This is a genomic window from Fictibacillus sp. 26RED30, assembly GCF_015903845.1.
GTDB lineage: Bacteria > Bacillota > Bacilli > Bacillales > Fictibacillaceae > Fictibacillus > Fictibacillus phosphorivorans.
Genome location: NZ_JACZDV010000003.1, coordinates 121,856 through 137,719 on the forward strand (window position 1 = coordinate 121,856; position 15,864 = coordinate 137,719).

General features: G+C 38.6%; 14 protein-coding genes and 1 pseudogene. 7 read left to right on the forward strand and 8 right to left on the reverse strand.

All coding sequences use genetic code 11. The annotated features are described in order from the left end of the window. Positions 1-107: 107 nt before the first annotated feature. Both IHV11_RS16505 and corA read right to left on the reverse strand, forming a co-directional pair. On the reverse strand, positions 108-539 hold the full coding sequence (locus tag IHV11_RS16505) for a general stress protein (protein WP_197195575.1): 432 nt from the start codon (positions 537-539) through the stop codon (positions 108-110). A 64-nt stretch (positions 540-603) separates the two neighbouring features. Next, complete coding sequence (corA, locus tag IHV11_RS16510; RefSeq protein ID WP_197190724.1) at positions 604-1,557, reverse strand: magnesium/cobalt transporter CorA; 954 nt, start codon at positions 1,555-1,557, stop codon at positions 604-606. A gap of 214 nt (positions 1,558-1,771) precedes the next feature. On the opposite strand from corA, the gene IHV11_RS16515 reads away from it, so the two are divergent. Continuing rightward, positions 1,772-2,164 carry a hypothetical protein gene (locus IHV11_RS16515; RefSeq protein WP_197195576.1) on the forward strand — a complete coding sequence of 131 codons (393 nt, stop codon included), beginning with the start codon at positions 1,772-1,774 and terminating at the stop codon, positions 2,162-2,164. A 92-nt stretch (positions 2,165-2,256) separates the two neighbouring features. Here the strand turns inward: IHV11_RS16515 and IHV11_RS16520 are convergent. Continuing rightward, positions 2,257-3,019, reverse strand: a pseudogene (locus IHV11_RS16520) (VanW family protein). A 206-nt stretch (positions 3,020-3,225) separates the two neighbouring features. Between IHV11_RS16520 and IHV11_RS16525 the strand changes: the two are divergent. After that, a complete protein-coding gene (locus IHV11_RS16525) occupies positions 3,226-4,137 on the forward strand; it encodes a permease (RefSeq protein WP_197195577.1) in 912 nt (303 codons plus the stop codon). A 15-nt stretch (positions 4,138-4,152) separates the two neighbouring features. Then, entirely contained in the window at positions 4,153-5,007 is an 855-nt protein-coding gene (locus IHV11_RS16530; RefSeq protein ID WP_197195578.1) for a TIGR03943 family putative permease subunit, read from the forward strand. 38 nt (positions 5,008-5,045) lie between these two features. Here IHV11_RS16530 and IHV11_RS16535 read toward each other — a convergent pair whose 3' ends face one another. Then, entirely contained in the window at positions 5,046-5,747 is a 702-nt protein-coding gene (locus IHV11_RS16535) for a vanadium-dependent haloperoxidase (RefSeq protein WP_197195579.1), read from the reverse strand. 222 nt (positions 5,748-5,969) lie between these two features. On the opposite strand from IHV11_RS16535, the gene IHV11_RS16540 reads away from it, so the two are divergent. From IHV11_RS16540 to IHV11_RS21405, 3 genes are all read left to right on the forward strand, one after another. After that, positions 5,970-6,764 (forward strand): FkbM family methyltransferase, encoded by a 795-nt coding sequence (locus IHV11_RS16540; RefSeq protein WP_197195580.1) that lies wholly within the window; start codon positions 5,970-5,972, stop codon positions 6,762-6,764. Positions 6,765-6,872: 108 nt separating this feature from the next. Continuing rightward, positions 6,873-7,661, forward strand: coding sequence for a class I SAM-dependent methyltransferase (locus tag IHV11_RS16545; RefSeq protein WP_197195581.1), 789 nt, complete (start codon positions 6,873-6,875; stop codon positions 7,659-7,661). Between the two features lie 174 nt (positions 7,662-7,835). After that, positions 7,836-7,958, forward strand: coding sequence for a hypothetical protein (locus IHV11_RS21405; protein ID WP_255520062.1), 123 nt, complete (start codon positions 7,836-7,838; stop codon positions 7,956-7,958). 71 nt (positions 7,959-8,029) lie between these two features. Here IHV11_RS21405 and IHV11_RS16550 read toward each other — a convergent pair whose 3' ends face one another. After that, positions 8,030-8,455, reverse strand: a complete 426-nt coding sequence (locus IHV11_RS16550; protein WP_197195582.1) for a MarR family winged helix-turn-helix transcriptional regulator — start codon at positions 8,453-8,455, stop codon at positions 8,030-8,032. 265 nt (positions 8,456-8,720) lie between these two features. Between IHV11_RS16550 and IHV11_RS16555 the strand changes: the two genes are divergently transcribed. After that, entirely contained in the window at positions 8,721-8,954 is a 234-nt protein-coding gene (locus tag IHV11_RS16555) for an XRE family transcriptional regulator (RefSeq protein WP_197195583.1), read from the forward strand. 42 nt (positions 8,955-8,996) lie between these two features. On the opposite strand, the gene IHV11_RS16560 is transcribed toward IHV11_RS16555, so the two are convergent. The 3 genes from IHV11_RS16560 to IHV11_RS16570 form a co-directional block, all read right to left on the reverse strand. Continuing rightward, positions 8,997-9,476 carry a hypothetical protein gene (locus IHV11_RS16560; RefSeq protein WP_197195584.1) on the reverse strand — a complete coding sequence of 160 codons (480 nt, stop codon included), beginning with the start codon at positions 9,474-9,476 and terminating at the stop codon, positions 8,997-8,999. A 250-nt stretch (positions 9,477-9,726) separates the two neighbouring features. Continuing rightward, a complete protein-coding gene (locus tag IHV11_RS16565; RefSeq protein WP_197127000.1) occupies positions 9,727-10,749 on the reverse strand; it encodes a fatty acid desaturase in 1,023 nt (340 codons plus the stop codon). A 168-nt stretch (positions 10,750-10,917) separates the two neighbouring features. Further along, entirely contained in the window at positions 10,918-15,267 is a 4,350-nt protein-coding gene (locus IHV11_RS16570; protein WP_197195585.1) for a S8 family peptidase, read from the reverse strand. Positions 15,268-15,864: the final 597 nt, after the last annotated feature.

The window sequence follows — 15,864 nt, forward strand, 5'->3', positions numbered from 1 at the left end:
GTTTTAACACCCCACATATCTTATATATATAAATACGATTAAGCGCTGGAAAAAGTTTCAAAACAATAAAAAAGACACCTTCTGAAGGTGCCCTTTAAATCGTGGTTTTATTTTCGTTCAACCATAACTAAGATCTTACCATCTTGTAAATCTTGCATATAACTTTCCGCATCACTTTCAGCAACGTCCATGTTTTGAAGAATTTCCTTCATATCCGCTTCATCATGATCAAACATGGAAGCAAAAGGTCCAGCTGCAAGAAGTGGTCCGATACCTGGTACTCCGAGGCCAGGGACTGCGATCCCTCCGCCGATACCTGTTAGAAAACCTGCGATCGTGCCATATGTCGCACTGTCTGCATCATCTTCTGTAATCTTTCTTTCGTTTACATGTGTCTCGTCTGCCACATGATCAACCATCTCATCATCTTTCGCAACGATCGAAATATCAGATGGATGATATCCTTTTTCGACCAATGCCTTGATTGCGCCAACCGCTTCTTCTTCTTTCGTATATGTACCTATGATATCTTTTTTCATTTGGTTTCCCTCCAAACGGTTCTTTACAAGTAGGTTCCCCTGTTAAGCATTTTTTAAACGAAACTCAATCCTGCTCGAACCAACCTTTTTTCTTAAACCAAATGGACATAATCCCACCCAGTAAGACCATAAAACCTAGTACATAGAAGTAGCCATTCTTTGTTTGCAGCTCTGGCATGTTTACAAAGTTCATTCCATACAGACCTGCAATAAATGTTAACGGCATGAAAATAGTTGTGATTACAGTTAATGTTTTCATAATATTATTCATACGGTAAGAGTTAAGAGAGATGTAATTATCACGTATATCTGATGTCATCTCTCTGGCTGATGTCATCATATCTGTCAAACGCAATAGATGATCGTATATATCATGAAAATAGGATCTTTCATCCGCATCTAAGCCTACTCGTTTTGACTCGAGCATACGATACAGCAACTCACGCATAGGTACAACTGTTTTTCTTAATGTTAATAGGTCTCCTCTTATATCAAAGATCTGGTTAATGATTTTAGGTGCTTCGTCATCTTCATTGCTTTCAATAGAAATTACTCGTTCTTCTAATTCATGCATGATAGGAAAATACATATCTACCAGTTTATCCATAAGCTTGTGAACGAGTTCATTTTTACCTAGTTCAGGCGGAACACTCTCTAGTCTACTTAAATAATTCCACACAAAATCAATCTCTGGTACGTTTGTTTTATGAAAAGTGACAACACAGTTTTTCGTTGTGAAAATATCAACCTCAGTTGCTTCGAGTGTCTTTTTGTCAAGAGCGTGCACCACATAAAACAGGTGATCTTCATAAAATTCAACCTTTGGTCGTTGCAAGGCATTCACACAGTCCTCAACAGCAAGAGGATGGAAGTCAAAAAAAGTGCGCAATAAATTGGTTTCACCTGATGTCGGACAGTCAAAATCCACCCAGAACCAATCAGGCTTCATTTCATTGATTTGTCTAAACGGCGGATTAATGATTACTTTATGATCGATGATAGCGATTGTTCGGACCATGATTACACCTTCTTTCTCTTATTATCATTTCCCTAATTTCTTTAACTTTTATCAGTGATTTGAAACATCTAAATAGGATTGCGGCATTTATATACAATAAGCTATGCTTTTTATTTTGACAATAAAAAAACGGTCCACTAATGGTTAATAAACAAGCTTTATTTTTTTCCTTATTTTGTTAAAATTATAGTTATGTATGAAAGGAGCGATCGTGTTGAAAAAGAGGATCGTGATATCTTTTGTTTTCGTTTTGTTGCTATTTTCAAGTGTCACGATTTATCAATATGTGGGGAAGAAAGATCGTTACTCAGCGGTTTCAATAGTTCCCGAGCAGCGCAACGACCTTCCTCTTTACGAAGGATTAGAATTTCAAGAACATCATTACTTGATGAAGGGTAACCATTGGTATGATATCTTTGAATTTTATAGAGACTCTCTACCTAGTCATGGCTGGAAGCTCGTTTTTAAACAAGCTTCTATAGAAGGCTGGGGAGGGTTTATGTTGAGATTTGAAAAAAGTAATAAAGAACTACATATTGACGGTGGCTGGAACCCATATGCTAACGAAACAGAAACTATCTTTGACCTTAACCCTGTTCAACATTAGAAGAAATAGATGTATTAAAAAATTATTAGCAATAAACAGTATTTCTGTATGCTTTAAAAATCCCTTAGCCATAAAACGGCCAAGGGTTTTTACTACGCTTTTTTTTGACTAGTTTCTAGTAATGGTTCATACATCATGATGGCATGATTCTCTGTTACATATTCATCATCGATCTCTTTTCTTTGACGGTTAAATACTTTGCGATGAATGAAGTTATGCCTTAAATATCCACCCCAGTAAGCCGGTGTGATCCAATGTTCTTTTTCATACACTTGATACGATAACAAAGGTTCTTGGTCTGTCCGCCATTCTCCTACGAGATGAGTATCGGTTAAATATAAGTGAAGCTGGTATAGCTGATTGGGTGCGCTTCGAATCTGGAAACACATCATAGCTGTGACGATGTCGCTCTGTTACAGAGAGCGGAGTATGCAACGTCATCCAATAGATTAAGTTCGACAGCTGACAAAGTCCTCCCCCGGTTCCCTTTTTAAACTTTCCGTAAAACAAAACCATACCATCTACGTACCCTTTCGAGCGTGTTGTCGTTCCTATGCTTTTCCCATAAGAAAAAGTCTCCCCTGGCTGGATCACGGTTCCGTTTAATTGTTTGATAGCAATCCTCAGGTTTTTAACTTTGTTATGCTGATACCACATGTCTACATCTTTTAATTTACGAAGAAGAATAGTCTGATGCGAAAAATGAACAAATGGTAGCTGTTCGCTCTTTCTTGTTTTGGCATAAGTCTTTTCATCGGTAATCCATTCTATATACCTTTTAAACATATAATATTTTTTTCCTAGCGAGATTCGAAAAGCCGAACGCCTCTTCGGGCGCAGGTCAAAATGGTTCATATACTTACTCCTTTTGCTCAATCTCATTATGGGAAATAAATTGTTTGGGGTCAGACCCCATTTCCCATTTTCTTCTAATTCTTCGTTTGCCATTTATTTTCCTGTGGATTTTGCGTTATAGTGTGGATATTGCTTAATAAAAATTTACTTCATAAAGTTTATATTTTATGATGATAGGTAGTTTATTGATTTGGAGGAATTATCGGATGCTCGACAAATCGTTTTTACAGATGAATACCGTGTTTATAAGCATCCTCATCGAAGCACTTCCGTTCGTTCTGATCGGTGTGCTCATTGCAGGTGTCATACAGATGTTTGTCACTGAGGAGATGGTGGCACGCATCATGCCCAAAAATAAGATAGGTGCTGTTTTGTTTGGAGCTGTTCTAGGTGCGATTTTTCCTGCATGTGAGTGTGGAATCGTTCCGATCACAAGAAAGCTGATCGAAAAAGGTGTTCCTGTTTTTGCGGCTATACCTTTTATGCTTACCGGTCCGATCATCAACCCCATCGTATTATTCTCGACGTATGTTGCATTCGGCAACAGATGGGATGTCATGATCTACAGAGGTGGACTGGCCATGATTGTTGCTGTCTTATTAGGTTTTATTCTTGCCATTCAATTTAAAAATGTAAAAGTACTAAAGAATGAAATAGGTGCTGTTTCCCGTCCACCGTTTAACGACGAAATGGCAGCAACGGTTACAGCAACAAAAGTTTCTTTTTATAACAAACTGAAAGGTACGTTCGTGCATGCTGTAGAAGAGTTCTTCTCTGTCGGAAAGTATTTAGTGATCGGTGCATTGATTGCAGCGGGTATGCAAACGTACGTGAAAACATCGACACTTCTTGAAATAGGGCAAGGTGAAGTATCATCTTCTCTTGTGATGATGGGACTAGCGTTTATACTCTCTCTATGTTCAGAGGCTGATGCTTTCATCGCGTCTTCATTTCAAAGCACGTTTACCATCGGTTCCATCGTTGCGTTTCTTGTTTATGGTCCGATGCTTGATGTGAAGAACGTCCTGATGATGCTAGCTGCATTTAAGAAAAAACTAGTGATTAGTCTTGTTGTATATATTACGATCCTTGTTCTACTCGGATCACTATTTCTATAAGGGAGGTGCACATCCATGATTCGAATCTTGATTTTGATCGGATTCACCTTTTTGTTCATGCATCTGCATGCAACAGGTGATATAAGCAAGTACATTAACATGAAGTATTCGTATATTTCATTCTCAGCCATATTTATTCTTGGCTTTCTTACGCTCGTTCAGTTCTACATTTATGGGAAAAGTGATGATGGTGAACATGCACACGATGATTCATGCACCCCTGATTGTGGTCATGATCATCATAAGAAACCTTCCCGTCTAAAGAATGTAACTGTGAACAGCATACTCATTTTCCCGATCATTTCCGGGTTATTCTTCCCTATCGCTTCTCTTGACTCTGAAACCGTAAAAACGAAGGGGTTCCACTTTAAAGGCCTTGAGAACGAAGGGGATTTTGGTGAGCATCAGTTTCTAAAGCCTGATACGAGTGTTTATTATGGAAAAGAAAGCTATAATTCAATCATGGATAAAGAACTGAAGCCCTTTACTAAAGGAAATCAGGTTGTGCTGAACGATAAGAACTATCTAAAAGGCATGGAGAGTATCTATTATAAACCTGGTATTTTTCTCGGGAAGGATGTTCAGTTCAAAGGGTTTACTTACAATGCAGAAGACGAAGCTGCTAAATCAAACGAACTTTTTCTTCTACGTTTTGGAATCATTCACTGTATTGCCGATTCTGGCGTTTTTGGCATGATGGTGGAATTTCCAAAAGGTACAACATTTCCTAATGACAAATGGATCGAGATTGAAGGTAGTATAGAAACCCAATATTATCAACCATTTAAAGCCGATATCCCTTATGTAAAAGTGAAGGACTGGAAGGAAATCGAGAAGCCAAATGAAGAATATGTATATCGAGGATACTGAGAAAAACCGGACATCTACGTCCGGTTTTTATTCTTTCATTATATATTTTGCGATCGTATTAAATTCACTACGATATCTCCGAGCTGTCTTCCAATTGATAATCCTTCATCATTATCTACTTTAAAATGAACGCCTGCATATAATCTAGACATCGCACACTCTTCCATGAGCAGGTGGATGCGATTTCTTTCTTGTGGAAAATAATAGCTTAGTATAGGTTCTGAAACTCCAGCCATTACAGCATGTGCAGAGGGATAACCCGGAAACCTTGGAGTCATTAACACCGTTCTTAAGTTTGGGTCATATTGACACGGACGTGCTACATCCCAAAAATATTTAAAATGCCACGTAATTACGAAAGCATCATTGATTGCCGCTTGATAAAACGCTGAAAATCTGGCCGCTTTTGTTGAAGCCACCCCATATGTTTCCATCATTTGAAATACGATTGGAATAATCTGTTTATTCACTTCTCCAGCAGCCCACATTTGTGCAATGCGTATCTGATCTGGCGTTATCTGCTGCATCATCTGTTGCACAATTTGAAGTTCATTGGCCCAATTAATTGAATTAGGATCTTTGATTTTCCATGTGATCTGGTTTCGAAAAGGGTCCAAAAACGCATCACCTTCTCGAGCGATAAAAAACATCGGCCAATTACCTGCTTCTGGGGTTACAGGAGTCGGGGGATTACTCTCGCCCGGATAAGGTATTTTTGACCACCTCAAATAGCTTCTCATTTCATCCCCCCTGATTCATGTATTACCTCATGTTATGTCAATGGACAAAAATTTTAGAACAAGGTAATTGTTTAAACAGTGGTTATACAAACATTTTTTTGTATTTAAAGAGATTAAGAGCAAATCAAGTTCCTTAAGTGTCGTATAAACATATAATGTTGTATAGTTGGCCAAGCTATTGCAGCTTGTGACAGCTTTTTTAAATGGAAGTTGGTGGATGATTTGAAGAACGTTACAAAAAATGATGTATCCTTTAATGTGTCTGACGATAAACAGTTTGCATACTTTTGGCACACTGTGTTCCCCAATCATTGGGAGGACTTTACATTTGAAGTCTTGGATCATTACTTACATCCTGATCAAAATTATTTAGATATCGGCTCTTGGATCGGACCAACTATACTGTATGCATCAAGTAAAGCAAAACACTCATTTGGTGTTGAACCAGATTCAGTAGCCTATGAAGCATTGAAAACAAATATTACGTTAAACCCAGAACTCAAACAAAAAATCACGCCTATCAACAAAGCCCTATCCTATAAGTCAGGAACGATGAACTTATATAAAAGAACACGATTTGGTGATTCTAGTTCAAGTCTCGTTCGATCATTGTCAGATGATTTTCAATCCGTTTCAGTAAGTACCCTGAAAGACTTGCTGAAGGATTATCAGATTACCAATCTGTCACTCATCAAAATGGATATTGAAGGCGGTGAATATCTACTCATACCCTCTATGCGGAAATATTTAAAACGGTACAAGCCACCCCTTTACCTATCTCTTCATCCTGAATTTTTAAAAAGCTCGATGAGAAAGAGATGTCCTGACACTTCAGAAAAGAAACTACAAAAAGCCTATCAAAAGAAAGTAAAAAAACTGATTCAAAGCTTAGATATGTATGATTATATTTATACGTCATCCTCAGAAAGGATTGAAAAATCAAAATTACTTCAAGCCCTTTTAATGGATGATGATCCAATAGAACTACTTTTCACAACTACTGCTTTTAAAATTTAGAAACTGTTTAGGTGTTGGCTAATGCGCACCTTTTTTTATTTATCCCCTCTATTCAGCCGACGTTTCTTTTGGTATCATTTTCCTTAAAATATGGGGAGCTGATGTTTGATGACTTCGCTTAAACAATCGTTTAACTTTGTTGCCGATTCATATGAGAAATACCGGCCGACTTATCCAACAAAGCTTTTCGCAGATATTATACGGTATGCAAACCTTCATGCAGATCATAATTCTTTGGAGGTAGGAAGTGGAACGGGAAAAGCTACAGAAGGTTTTCTAAAACAAGGCATCTCAAAAATCACATGTATTGAACATGGACGAAACCTAGTTGAGCTGACTCGAAAAAAGTTTTCATCTTCTCCAACTCTTCACGTGATTCACTCTAGTTTTGAAGACTGGAATCATCCAGAAAACGCCAAATTTGACCTAGTTTATTCTGGAACAGCTTTTCACTTTATTCCTCAAGAGACTGGGTATCGAAAAGCAGCTTCACTTTTAAAAGTTAATGGGGTACTAGCGCTCTTTTGGTTTGTTCACATTCCTTCTTTTGAACCTGTCTACCAATCAATACGTAAAGCTTATGATTTATATGCTCCTCATTTAGAAGACAGCAGTGCTCCTACACTAGCAGAATTTATTGAGAAGCGAAACGAACTTACGCTGCAGTCAGGTGCTTTTAAAGATTTAAGCACACATACTTATACGTGGAACCAAACCTATACCGCCAAAGAATATGTAGGGCTATTAGATACACATTCTGGTCACCAACTATTGCCTCCAGAACAAAAAGAACTCCTCTATCAAGAAATAGAGAAAGCAATTTTGGAGGAAGGTTCAGGGATTATCTCTAAAAAACATGCAGTTGCATTATTTCTAGCCAAAAAGAAAGACGTATAGTTTTATAATAAAGTATTATCAATTGAATAATTCATTTAGATCCCCCTTCAAATGTCCTGTTTTCACTTTGTTCGATTCATTCCTAGGAAAGCTGTACTATTGTTTCGACAATAAAGAGGATATTTATCGATTGAGAGAGAATTATGGAGAAAACCTAGAAGGGAGGAAAAGAAAATGAGTGAAGTGATCATCCGTCATCTTGTGAAACGTCATTTCACAAAGAAAAACATACAAGATCAGCATCTTCAACAGCTGCTTGTCCATTTTCTTCTTTCAGCAAGGAAAGACAAACATTAAAAAAGATAAAGATATCGCCATCATATAATCCTTTATTAAACAAGAGTATCTGATTTAGCAGATACTCTTTCTTATTTATGTGAATTTAGTGCTTTCGTTAATATTTTTAGAGCTTGCATGATCGTGTTTTTTTCAAATTCAGACAGTCCTTCAATATTTTGATTTAGACGTGTACTTAAAATCATATTCAAATGTGATAACGTATGCACGCCTTTTTCTGTTAATACAAGGAAAAAAATTCTTCTGTCACTAGGATTCACTCTTTTTTCCACAAGACCTATTTTTACTAAAGACTGCACTTGCCTGCTGAATGTCGTAATATCAACACCAACGTTTTCTGCAATCTGTTGCATGGTAGGCTTTGAGTGTTTGCTAATTTCATAAAGGATATGACTATGTGCTAATGTTAGATTTTCTTCTACTAAACGACAGCTGTTCTTTTGCAACGTTTCATATTTTCTACTCAAATTCTGCAGTAGATCTCTGACATCCTCCATAAATAAACACCACCTTGATTTCACTATAAGGCATACTTCTGAAAATTTAAATAATTTTAAAGAATAATCCACTAATGTTAAATAGGTATTTCAACCTATTACATTTCCAAAACTGGTGTTTTTTTTGACGCATTATGTAGATTCAAAAAAGATTTTGGTAAAAAAGACTCATTCATATGCAAGTATTTAGGTTTAGTTACCATTCTATACGGGTACCCCATAATTATAGAGATAGAATGTGTGAATAAATTGTTTGGGGGTATCATTGAATATGTACAGAGTGGAGCAGAAACGCAGCAAATTAGGTATGTGGCTCAAACAGCATAATAAAGATACTGATTGGTTGACCCGAACGTCTGGTATCGAAAGACAAACGATAGAAGAGCTCGCCTACAATCCAAATAAAAATCCAAGAATGATATGTATACGAAAGATATTATATGCGGTAAAAAAGGTTGAACCTACAACTAAACTCAGTGATTTATGGGATATGAACTAATACAAGCACCTCAGACTAAAATGAGGTGCTTGTTTTTTTATGTTACTCCAATAAATGATCTAACTTTGTCTTCATAGATCCTATTACTGTTCTTTTGTAACGAAAAGCAAGCAAGAGTACTTTTAATCGTTGACTAAAAGACAGTTCATGAAAACCCGGATTCTCTTTTAGGAAACACTTTATGATCGAAAGCGCGGCTGGACTCACCCTCTTGAATAATTTCTTATCTTGTTCCTTCCTATCTATACCTCTTAAGCTCTGTAACCAATTCTTTATTTCTGTTTTTCTAGGTTGTTCATCAATGATACATAGCGCGTATTTATTTTTTGTGTGCTTCGTTAAATATTCAAAACGGTCATTTCCGCAAATAATACTGAATCGATTCTTCTTATCTTTCTTGACTACAAGCATATGCATAGAATCCCACATTCTATTCTTAAGCATCTTCACATGATCTGTTAAGTTAATCGCATGATTCGGCTTAATTTTAGTTAGATGAATATATTGAACATTCAACTTCATCTCATATCTCCTTCTTTCCAGTGGAGTCATCATGTATGTATACTATGAAAGTAAGTGTGTAAAAGGTGCCTATAGATGATTGTCTGATTTGTTTTTAAATATTTCCTGGATTTGTTTGAAATGTTACAAGTATGTGCCTAGAATGGTAATCAACTACCCTAGGAGAGCAATGATTACAGCCTAGCCTCCAGTAAAAAAAGTCACTCTCCGCACGTTTTTTAACGTAGCGAGGAGTGACTCTTGAGTGTTTTTATGCTGCTCTATTTTTTCGAATGAAATTACGAATATCACGATTTCCGATAAACTTCTTAGACTGTTCACACCATAGCTTAAACGTTAATGATTTTAAGCTAGTAAGAAGCGTAAGGGTTGGTACATCTTGTAGTCTCGGATCACTTTTGTGTGCTTTTTCCAAGTGGTAGTTCGGCACACGAGAATTTAAATGGTGCACATGGTGAAATCCGATGTTCCCTGTAAACCATTGTAATACTTTTGGCAACTTATAGAACGAACTTCCTTTAAGAGCTGCTTCAACATAGTTCCATTTTTCATTATGTTCAAAATAACCATCTTCAAACTGATGCTGAACATAAAACAACCATACGCCTGAAAAAGTAGCAATGTAGAAGATTGGCAGTTCAACCAATAAGAAAGCTTTCCATCCGATCGTAAATCCAACAGCTAATACGATCGTTACTAGTGCGATATTCGTTAACCAAACATGCACTTTTTCTTTCTTTGAAGCATTCTTTGCATTAAATCGATAATCGATCAAGAAAATATATAGTGGTCCAATCAAAAAGAGCACGATCGGATTTCGGTATGTTCTGTATTGTAACCGTTTAAACCAAGAAGCTTCTGCGTACTCTTGAAGCGTCATTGTCCAAACATCACCAACTCCACGTTTCTCAAGGTTTCCGTTCGTGGCATGGTGTGTTGCATGGCTATTCTTCCACTGTTCATACGAACAAAACGTAAACAAACCTGTAAAAATACCCACGATCTGATTGGCTTTTCTGCTTTTGAAAAAAGAATAGTGTGTGCAATCATGAAAAATGATAAATGTTCGAACTAAAAAGCCGGCTGCCGGTACTGCACAAAGCAGTGTTAACCAAAATGATATATTTAAACTCAAATAAGCCAAAACCCATAAAATCAAGAATGGTCCTACTGAATTAACTAACTGCCATACACTTGCTGAGATACGCGGGCGCTCAAATGGTGCTAATTTTTTCTTCCATTCACGAATGTCGTACTTCGAATGTTCGCTCATTAAATCAGTCTCCTTTAACTTCACATCTTCCCTATCTTATCACATATTTTGAATTTAGCACCCACCTATATTTGTCGAATTGTGAACTTATTATATGACTTGGTACTAAAACCACGTAAAAACCGGCCTCTCACAAGGGAGAAGGCCGGAAAAATAAAGTTTTATTTTTTATTTTTTTGCGTTGATGTAAAGCTTACCTGAAGCTCGTTCACTTGTTTTGTTGCCATAATCATCTGAAGCGATCACTTCAACAACAGCACCTGGTGCCTTAACATTTGTAGTTGCTGTGTAGTAACCTTCGTAATGACCTTCAGACGTTTCACGCATCGGAAGCTCTGTAGCATTTGCTAATCCACCAGCATTTGTCAGCGGCATATGGATAACGAATACTGCATCCAATCCTGGCGCACTGTCAAATTCAATCTTCACAGACTCCCCGCTCTTCAGCTCTTTGTCTGTGTCAGGTTTCAAGTTCTCAACCACTGGAGCTTCGAACTTCGCATAAACGGTTACAGTCTTCGAGTGGCGATTTCCAGCTTTATCAAGCGCAACCACTTTGATTACATTTTCTCCTTCATTTAGAAGCATGCGGTGACTGTAGTTGCCACCTTCGTCAACTTGCGCTTTTTGTCCGTTAACTTTAACCCAATCAAGGTTGGTTTCATCAACTGTACCTTTTACGGTTACAGATTCACGGTTTGTCTTCATACCATCAGCCGGTGATGTGATACTCACTCTTGGCTTTGTTTGATCCAGCGTCACAGTTACCGGAGCTGATTCATCTGTTGAACCACTATCTGTTACTGCTTTGGCTGTCAACGTATTAGCGCCCTCTTCTAACATAACTTCAGCAGAGAACGTACCTTCGTCTGTCGTTTCAGCAGTAGCTACTTCTTCTCCGTCTCTGTAGATTTCCACTGTAGTGGTTGGAGCAGCGTTACCTGTTACAGTTACTTTCTCTTCGTTTGTAAACGATCCATCGACTGGAGAAGTAATGGATGGTGCCGTTACTTCATAGTTTACAGTCGCTCTGATCATATAGTTACCTTCTTCTTCTGGAGATTGAGACCATGCCCCACTCAAGCTTTGGAAGCTTCGTCCTGACCACTCTCCATCTTCATCCGTTGCAAGACCTGGTGTGTTAGGGTTTGCAAAGTTTTGGATGTACACCATATAGAAGTCCCCTTCTACCATGATGCCGTGTTGACTTAAGTCAACATGCGTCCACTCGCCATTACGTAATGCTGTAGCATCAAAAGGTCCAGCGAGCTTTTTACCTGGTGTCCCATCTGGTCCACTCGCATCGTATACAGCTACTTGGAATGCTGTTCCACCTGGTACTGGCCATTCCGTATCCCAGAATCGGAATAGTCCTCCAGTTACAGCTGCTTTTTCATTACCATCTGCTAGTGACATCTTAACTGCCCAAGCGTTACCTGCAGCATTCCATGCACGAGCATTCTCAGCTGTACCATCGTCATACCCAATCTCACCTGGGTAACCGATGAAAGGTTTTAACGCGATGTCTTGATCCGTTGTATCGCCACCAGAAATGGTAACAGAAACTTCTTCTCCATAATAAGAAGGTGCAAGTACTTTTAGCGTGTATTCGCCTTCGTATGCAGAGATTTCATACGTACCATCTTCATTCGTTTGAACAGGTGCAATCGCAGCATCTTCCATGAGCATCACAGTAGCTCCTGAGATCGGTTCTCCAGTCACTTCATTCGTAACCGTACCAGAGACTGTTCCTCTTGGAATTTCTTCTAGTGTAAAGTTCGCACGTGCCGTTCCGTCAGCCTCGAGAGTTACTGATTGAGTTTGCGAACGGAAACCATACGCCTCAGCTTGTACCGTGTACGTTCCTGCCGCATGTGTTAAGCTGTACGAACCATCTTGAGGATTCGTATAAACAGAACGTCCTGTTTCAAGAACACTAACTTCTGCTCTCATTGGTAGAGCTAGTGGAGCACCATTACCATCTTTTGAAGGTTCTTTTTCAGAAGAAGGTTTCATCGGCTTGATTTTAGAAGGATCTACTTTTGGTTTTGCTTGTGACATAGGTGCTTTTTCAACCGCTGGTGATCCGCCAAGTTTCACTTTCTTCGTTGGTGTGATCGGTTGGTCATGCAACTTCACATCATCTAAGTACCAGCCTGCTTTAACGACTGAACCATCAGCAGTTACATTGAACGCAACGTAAATGCGTTGTCCTGCATATTCACTTAAATCTACTTCACCGTCAATCCAACCACCGGAAGTAGAGTTTACACGAAGCTTTTGTGTCCAGTTTTCCATATCTGTTGAAACGAATACATGTCCATAATCATAGTTTCGCTCTAAATCGTGCCACTGTTTGAACTGAAGATAAGTGTTGCCTTCAGGAAGATCAACAGGAGGCATAACAAGTGTCATGTTAGCACTGTTCGCATAGTTTCCAGCAAGACTTGAAGCATATACCTTTTCACCAGAGAATGCTGCACCAGGTCCGCTTGTTGGTACACCATGTTCCCAGCTGTTATTTGCTCCAAAAGATGTCCAGCCTGTAGGATTTCCTTCAAAATCCTCACTGTATCCTGAAGAGATTCCAGGTAGCAGTGCTATTGTATAGTTATCAGTTGAAACGGAACTTCCTCCAAAATCAATGGCTGTCCATTTATAGACAATGGAATCACCCATTAATGCTGATCCTGGAATAGAAGCGCTGTACGTACCTGATTGATAATCTCCACCTGTACGTTCAGCAGCCACATCTGTCCAGCTTCCGTCTTCGTTCTGATAGCTCAATGTAACTGAAGTAACGCTAATGTTATCTGACACTTCAGCTTCAAGATTTAATGGCATCTCTTTGTAAGATTCAGTTGGCCCTTCATGTGTGATGGAAGGAGCTTCACTGTCTTCTCCTTCTTTCGTTACAGTTCCCTCGATTCTTCCTAATCCAGTCACTACTGAGGATACGGCTGTAAATGCGTTAACAAGTCCATGTCCATACCCATTGTTCGGAGATTCAGGGAAAGTCGCATCTGTAAGAGGAGTGGCTGAATTCAACAAAATCTCTTCCAGCTCTTCAACAGTCAGACTCGAATCAGCTTGCTTCAATAAAGCAACTACTGCTGAAACGTGCGGTCCGGCCATTGATGTACCATTCCAACCACCTTCATATGCACTTCCAGGAACCGCTGAACGGATATTTACTCCTGGTGCTGAGATCTCAGGTTTTGTTTCGTCATATGGAGAAGGTCCTTGCAGTGAGAAGCTCGCTAAAGTGTTATTGATATCCGTTGCACCAGTTGCAAAGGATTCTGGATAGTTTGCAGGAGTTGCAACTGATCCTGGACCACCTGGATTAAAGAGCGTTGTGTTACCTGCAGAGAATTCTGGGAAAATCTCAGCTGAACGCCAAGCTTGTACCATCTCTCTATACCATTCATCCAGTCCTGCTCCGCCACCCCATGAGTTGTTTACAACATCAGGCGCTTTTTCAGGATGTGGATTACCTTCTGCATCTTTTGGCGCTAAGATCCACTCACCGGCTTCAAGAAGATCAACATCTGATCCACCTGATGCAGAGAACGCTTTTACAGCAATCCATTTTGCTCCTGGAGCAACACCGATCTGATTGCCTCCGTTCGGTTCAGCACCTACCATTGTTCCCATCGTATGTGTACCATGTCCATCATCATCATATGGAGTAGCTTGATTACCAACAGGATCGAACCAGCTGAACTGGTGATCTGCTGCATCTGGATTTTGAGGATTGTATCCGCGATACTTTTCTTTTAGTGCGGGGTGGTTCCATTGAACACCTGTATCGATATTGGCAACAACTGTACCAGCTCCATCAATACCCATTCCCCAAACCTCAGGAGCACCTACACGTTCGATATTCCATTCAATAGAAGAAGTATCGTTTTTCGGTTGCACCTGTAGTGATGATTTTGGAAGTTGCTTTTCTGGAAGTTTTACAGAACTTACAGGTTGAATAAGCTGTCTTGTTTCATTCGGAAGAACTTTTTCAACTTCTGGGAAAGCTGCGATTTCTTCCATTACTTCTTTAGTCGCCGTTACGGCCATACCGTTAACAACATAAAAAGATTGGATCTTTTCAGCTTTACCTGCTTTTTCTTGTTTTTCTAAGTATTTTTTCGTGTGCTGTTGAGTTTCTAGCGCGTTTGCACGAAGTGTTGAAACGATCGTTGAACGTTTCATAAGTTTAGTTTGTTTAGAAGAGAGTTTTTGAGATTTAGCTTCTTTAGTAGCTTTTTTCGCCACTGCAGCCGTATCTACTTGTTCTTTGAATTTAATGAGGAATGTAACTTTATCCTTCTTGCTGAATTGCTCGTTCAGTTTCTTTGCAACCTTACTCGTCTTACCGTCTAATGCTGCCTCTTTCGCTGAAGTAGAAGCCTTACCTTTTGTAGTAGCAGCATTCGCTTGAGATGGGAACATCATTGGAACAATCATTAAAAAAGCTAAAAATACGGAAAGCCAGCGTACTTTTCTTCGTTTTTTACTCATGTAACTTTTCCCTCCCTGGTCTATTGTTTTTTGGTTGATCTAACCTAGCAAGAATTCTGTCACACCTCCTGTAATTTTTATGAAAATATAGTAATTCTTTGTTGTTATATAAAGGTTAACGGAACAGTCATGTAAGATTATGTAATATTTTGTCGTAGAAAGTACTAGTAAATGGAAAATAAATCCTTTGTATGACTGCTATTCTGCTAACCCGTGACTTTTGATTAGTCATTTTTTTCTTTTTGCTTATTTTTTCTGGTATGCAAAACTAATGGCACGGTACATAACTACTTATTTTTGTAATATAAAATAAAGTAAGTGAAAAATGAGGACTCAGTCCCTTTATCTGTGTTAAAAAGAAACTATATTAATTCCAATATTTTCTTTATGCTTTTACACTTGCATTGAGTTAGATAGATTTACGAGTTCATTAGTGAGGCATTCTTCCTTTCTTCGATGCAGGTCTTATGTCGGAAAAAACGGCATATTTACCTATTAAAGTTATAATCTATTACTTAAATTTTGATAGTTTGTAGCAATATCTGAACTTTGATTTTTATAAAATGTCGTTTTATGGCAATGTTCATCTCGTAAAAG

Bases quoted from the DNA above. Each gene is read 5' to 3' on its own strand.
- IHV11_RS16550 (WP_197195582.1), bottom strand. From the start codon at position 8,455: ATGGAGGATGTCAGAGATCTACTGCAGAATTTGAGTAGAAAATATGAA.
- IHV11_RS16560 (WP_197195584.1), bottom strand. From the start codon at position 9,476: ATGAAGTTGAATGTTCAATATATTCATCTAACTAAAATTAAGCCGAAT.
- corA (WP_197190724.1), bottom strand. From the start codon at position 1,557: ATGGTCCGAACAATCGCTATCATCGATCATAAAGTAATCATTAATCCG.
- IHV11_RS16565 (WP_197127000.1), bottom strand. From the start codon at position 10,749: ATGAGCGAACATTCGAAGTACGACATTCGTGAATGGAAGAAAAAATTA.
- IHV11_RS16545 (WP_197195581.1), top strand. From the start codon at position 6,873: ATGACTTCGCTTAAACAATCGTTTAACTTTGTTGCCGATTCATATGAG.
- IHV11_RS16525 (WP_197195577.1), top strand. From the start codon at position 3,226: ATGCTCGACAAATCGTTTTTACAGATGAATACCGTGTTTATAAGCATC.
- IHV11_RS21405 (WP_255520062.1), top strand. From the start codon at position 7,836: ATGAGTGAAGTGATCATCCGTCATCTTGTGAAACGTCATTTCACAAAG.
- IHV11_RS16535 (WP_197195579.1), bottom strand. From the start codon at position 5,747: ATGAGAAGCTATTTGAGGTGGTCAAAAATACCTTATCCGGGCGAGAGT.
- IHV11_RS16570 (WP_197195585.1), bottom strand. From the start codon at position 15,267: ATGAGTAAAAAACGAAGAAAAGTACGCTGGCTTTCCGTATTTTTAGCT.
- IHV11_RS16505 (WP_197195575.1), bottom strand. From the start codon at position 539: ATGAAAAAAGATATCATAGGTACATATACGAAAGAAGAAGAAGCGGTT.
- IHV11_RS16530 (WP_197195578.1), top strand. From the start codon at position 4,153: ATGATTCGAATCTTGATTTTGATCGGATTCACCTTTTTGTTCATGCAT.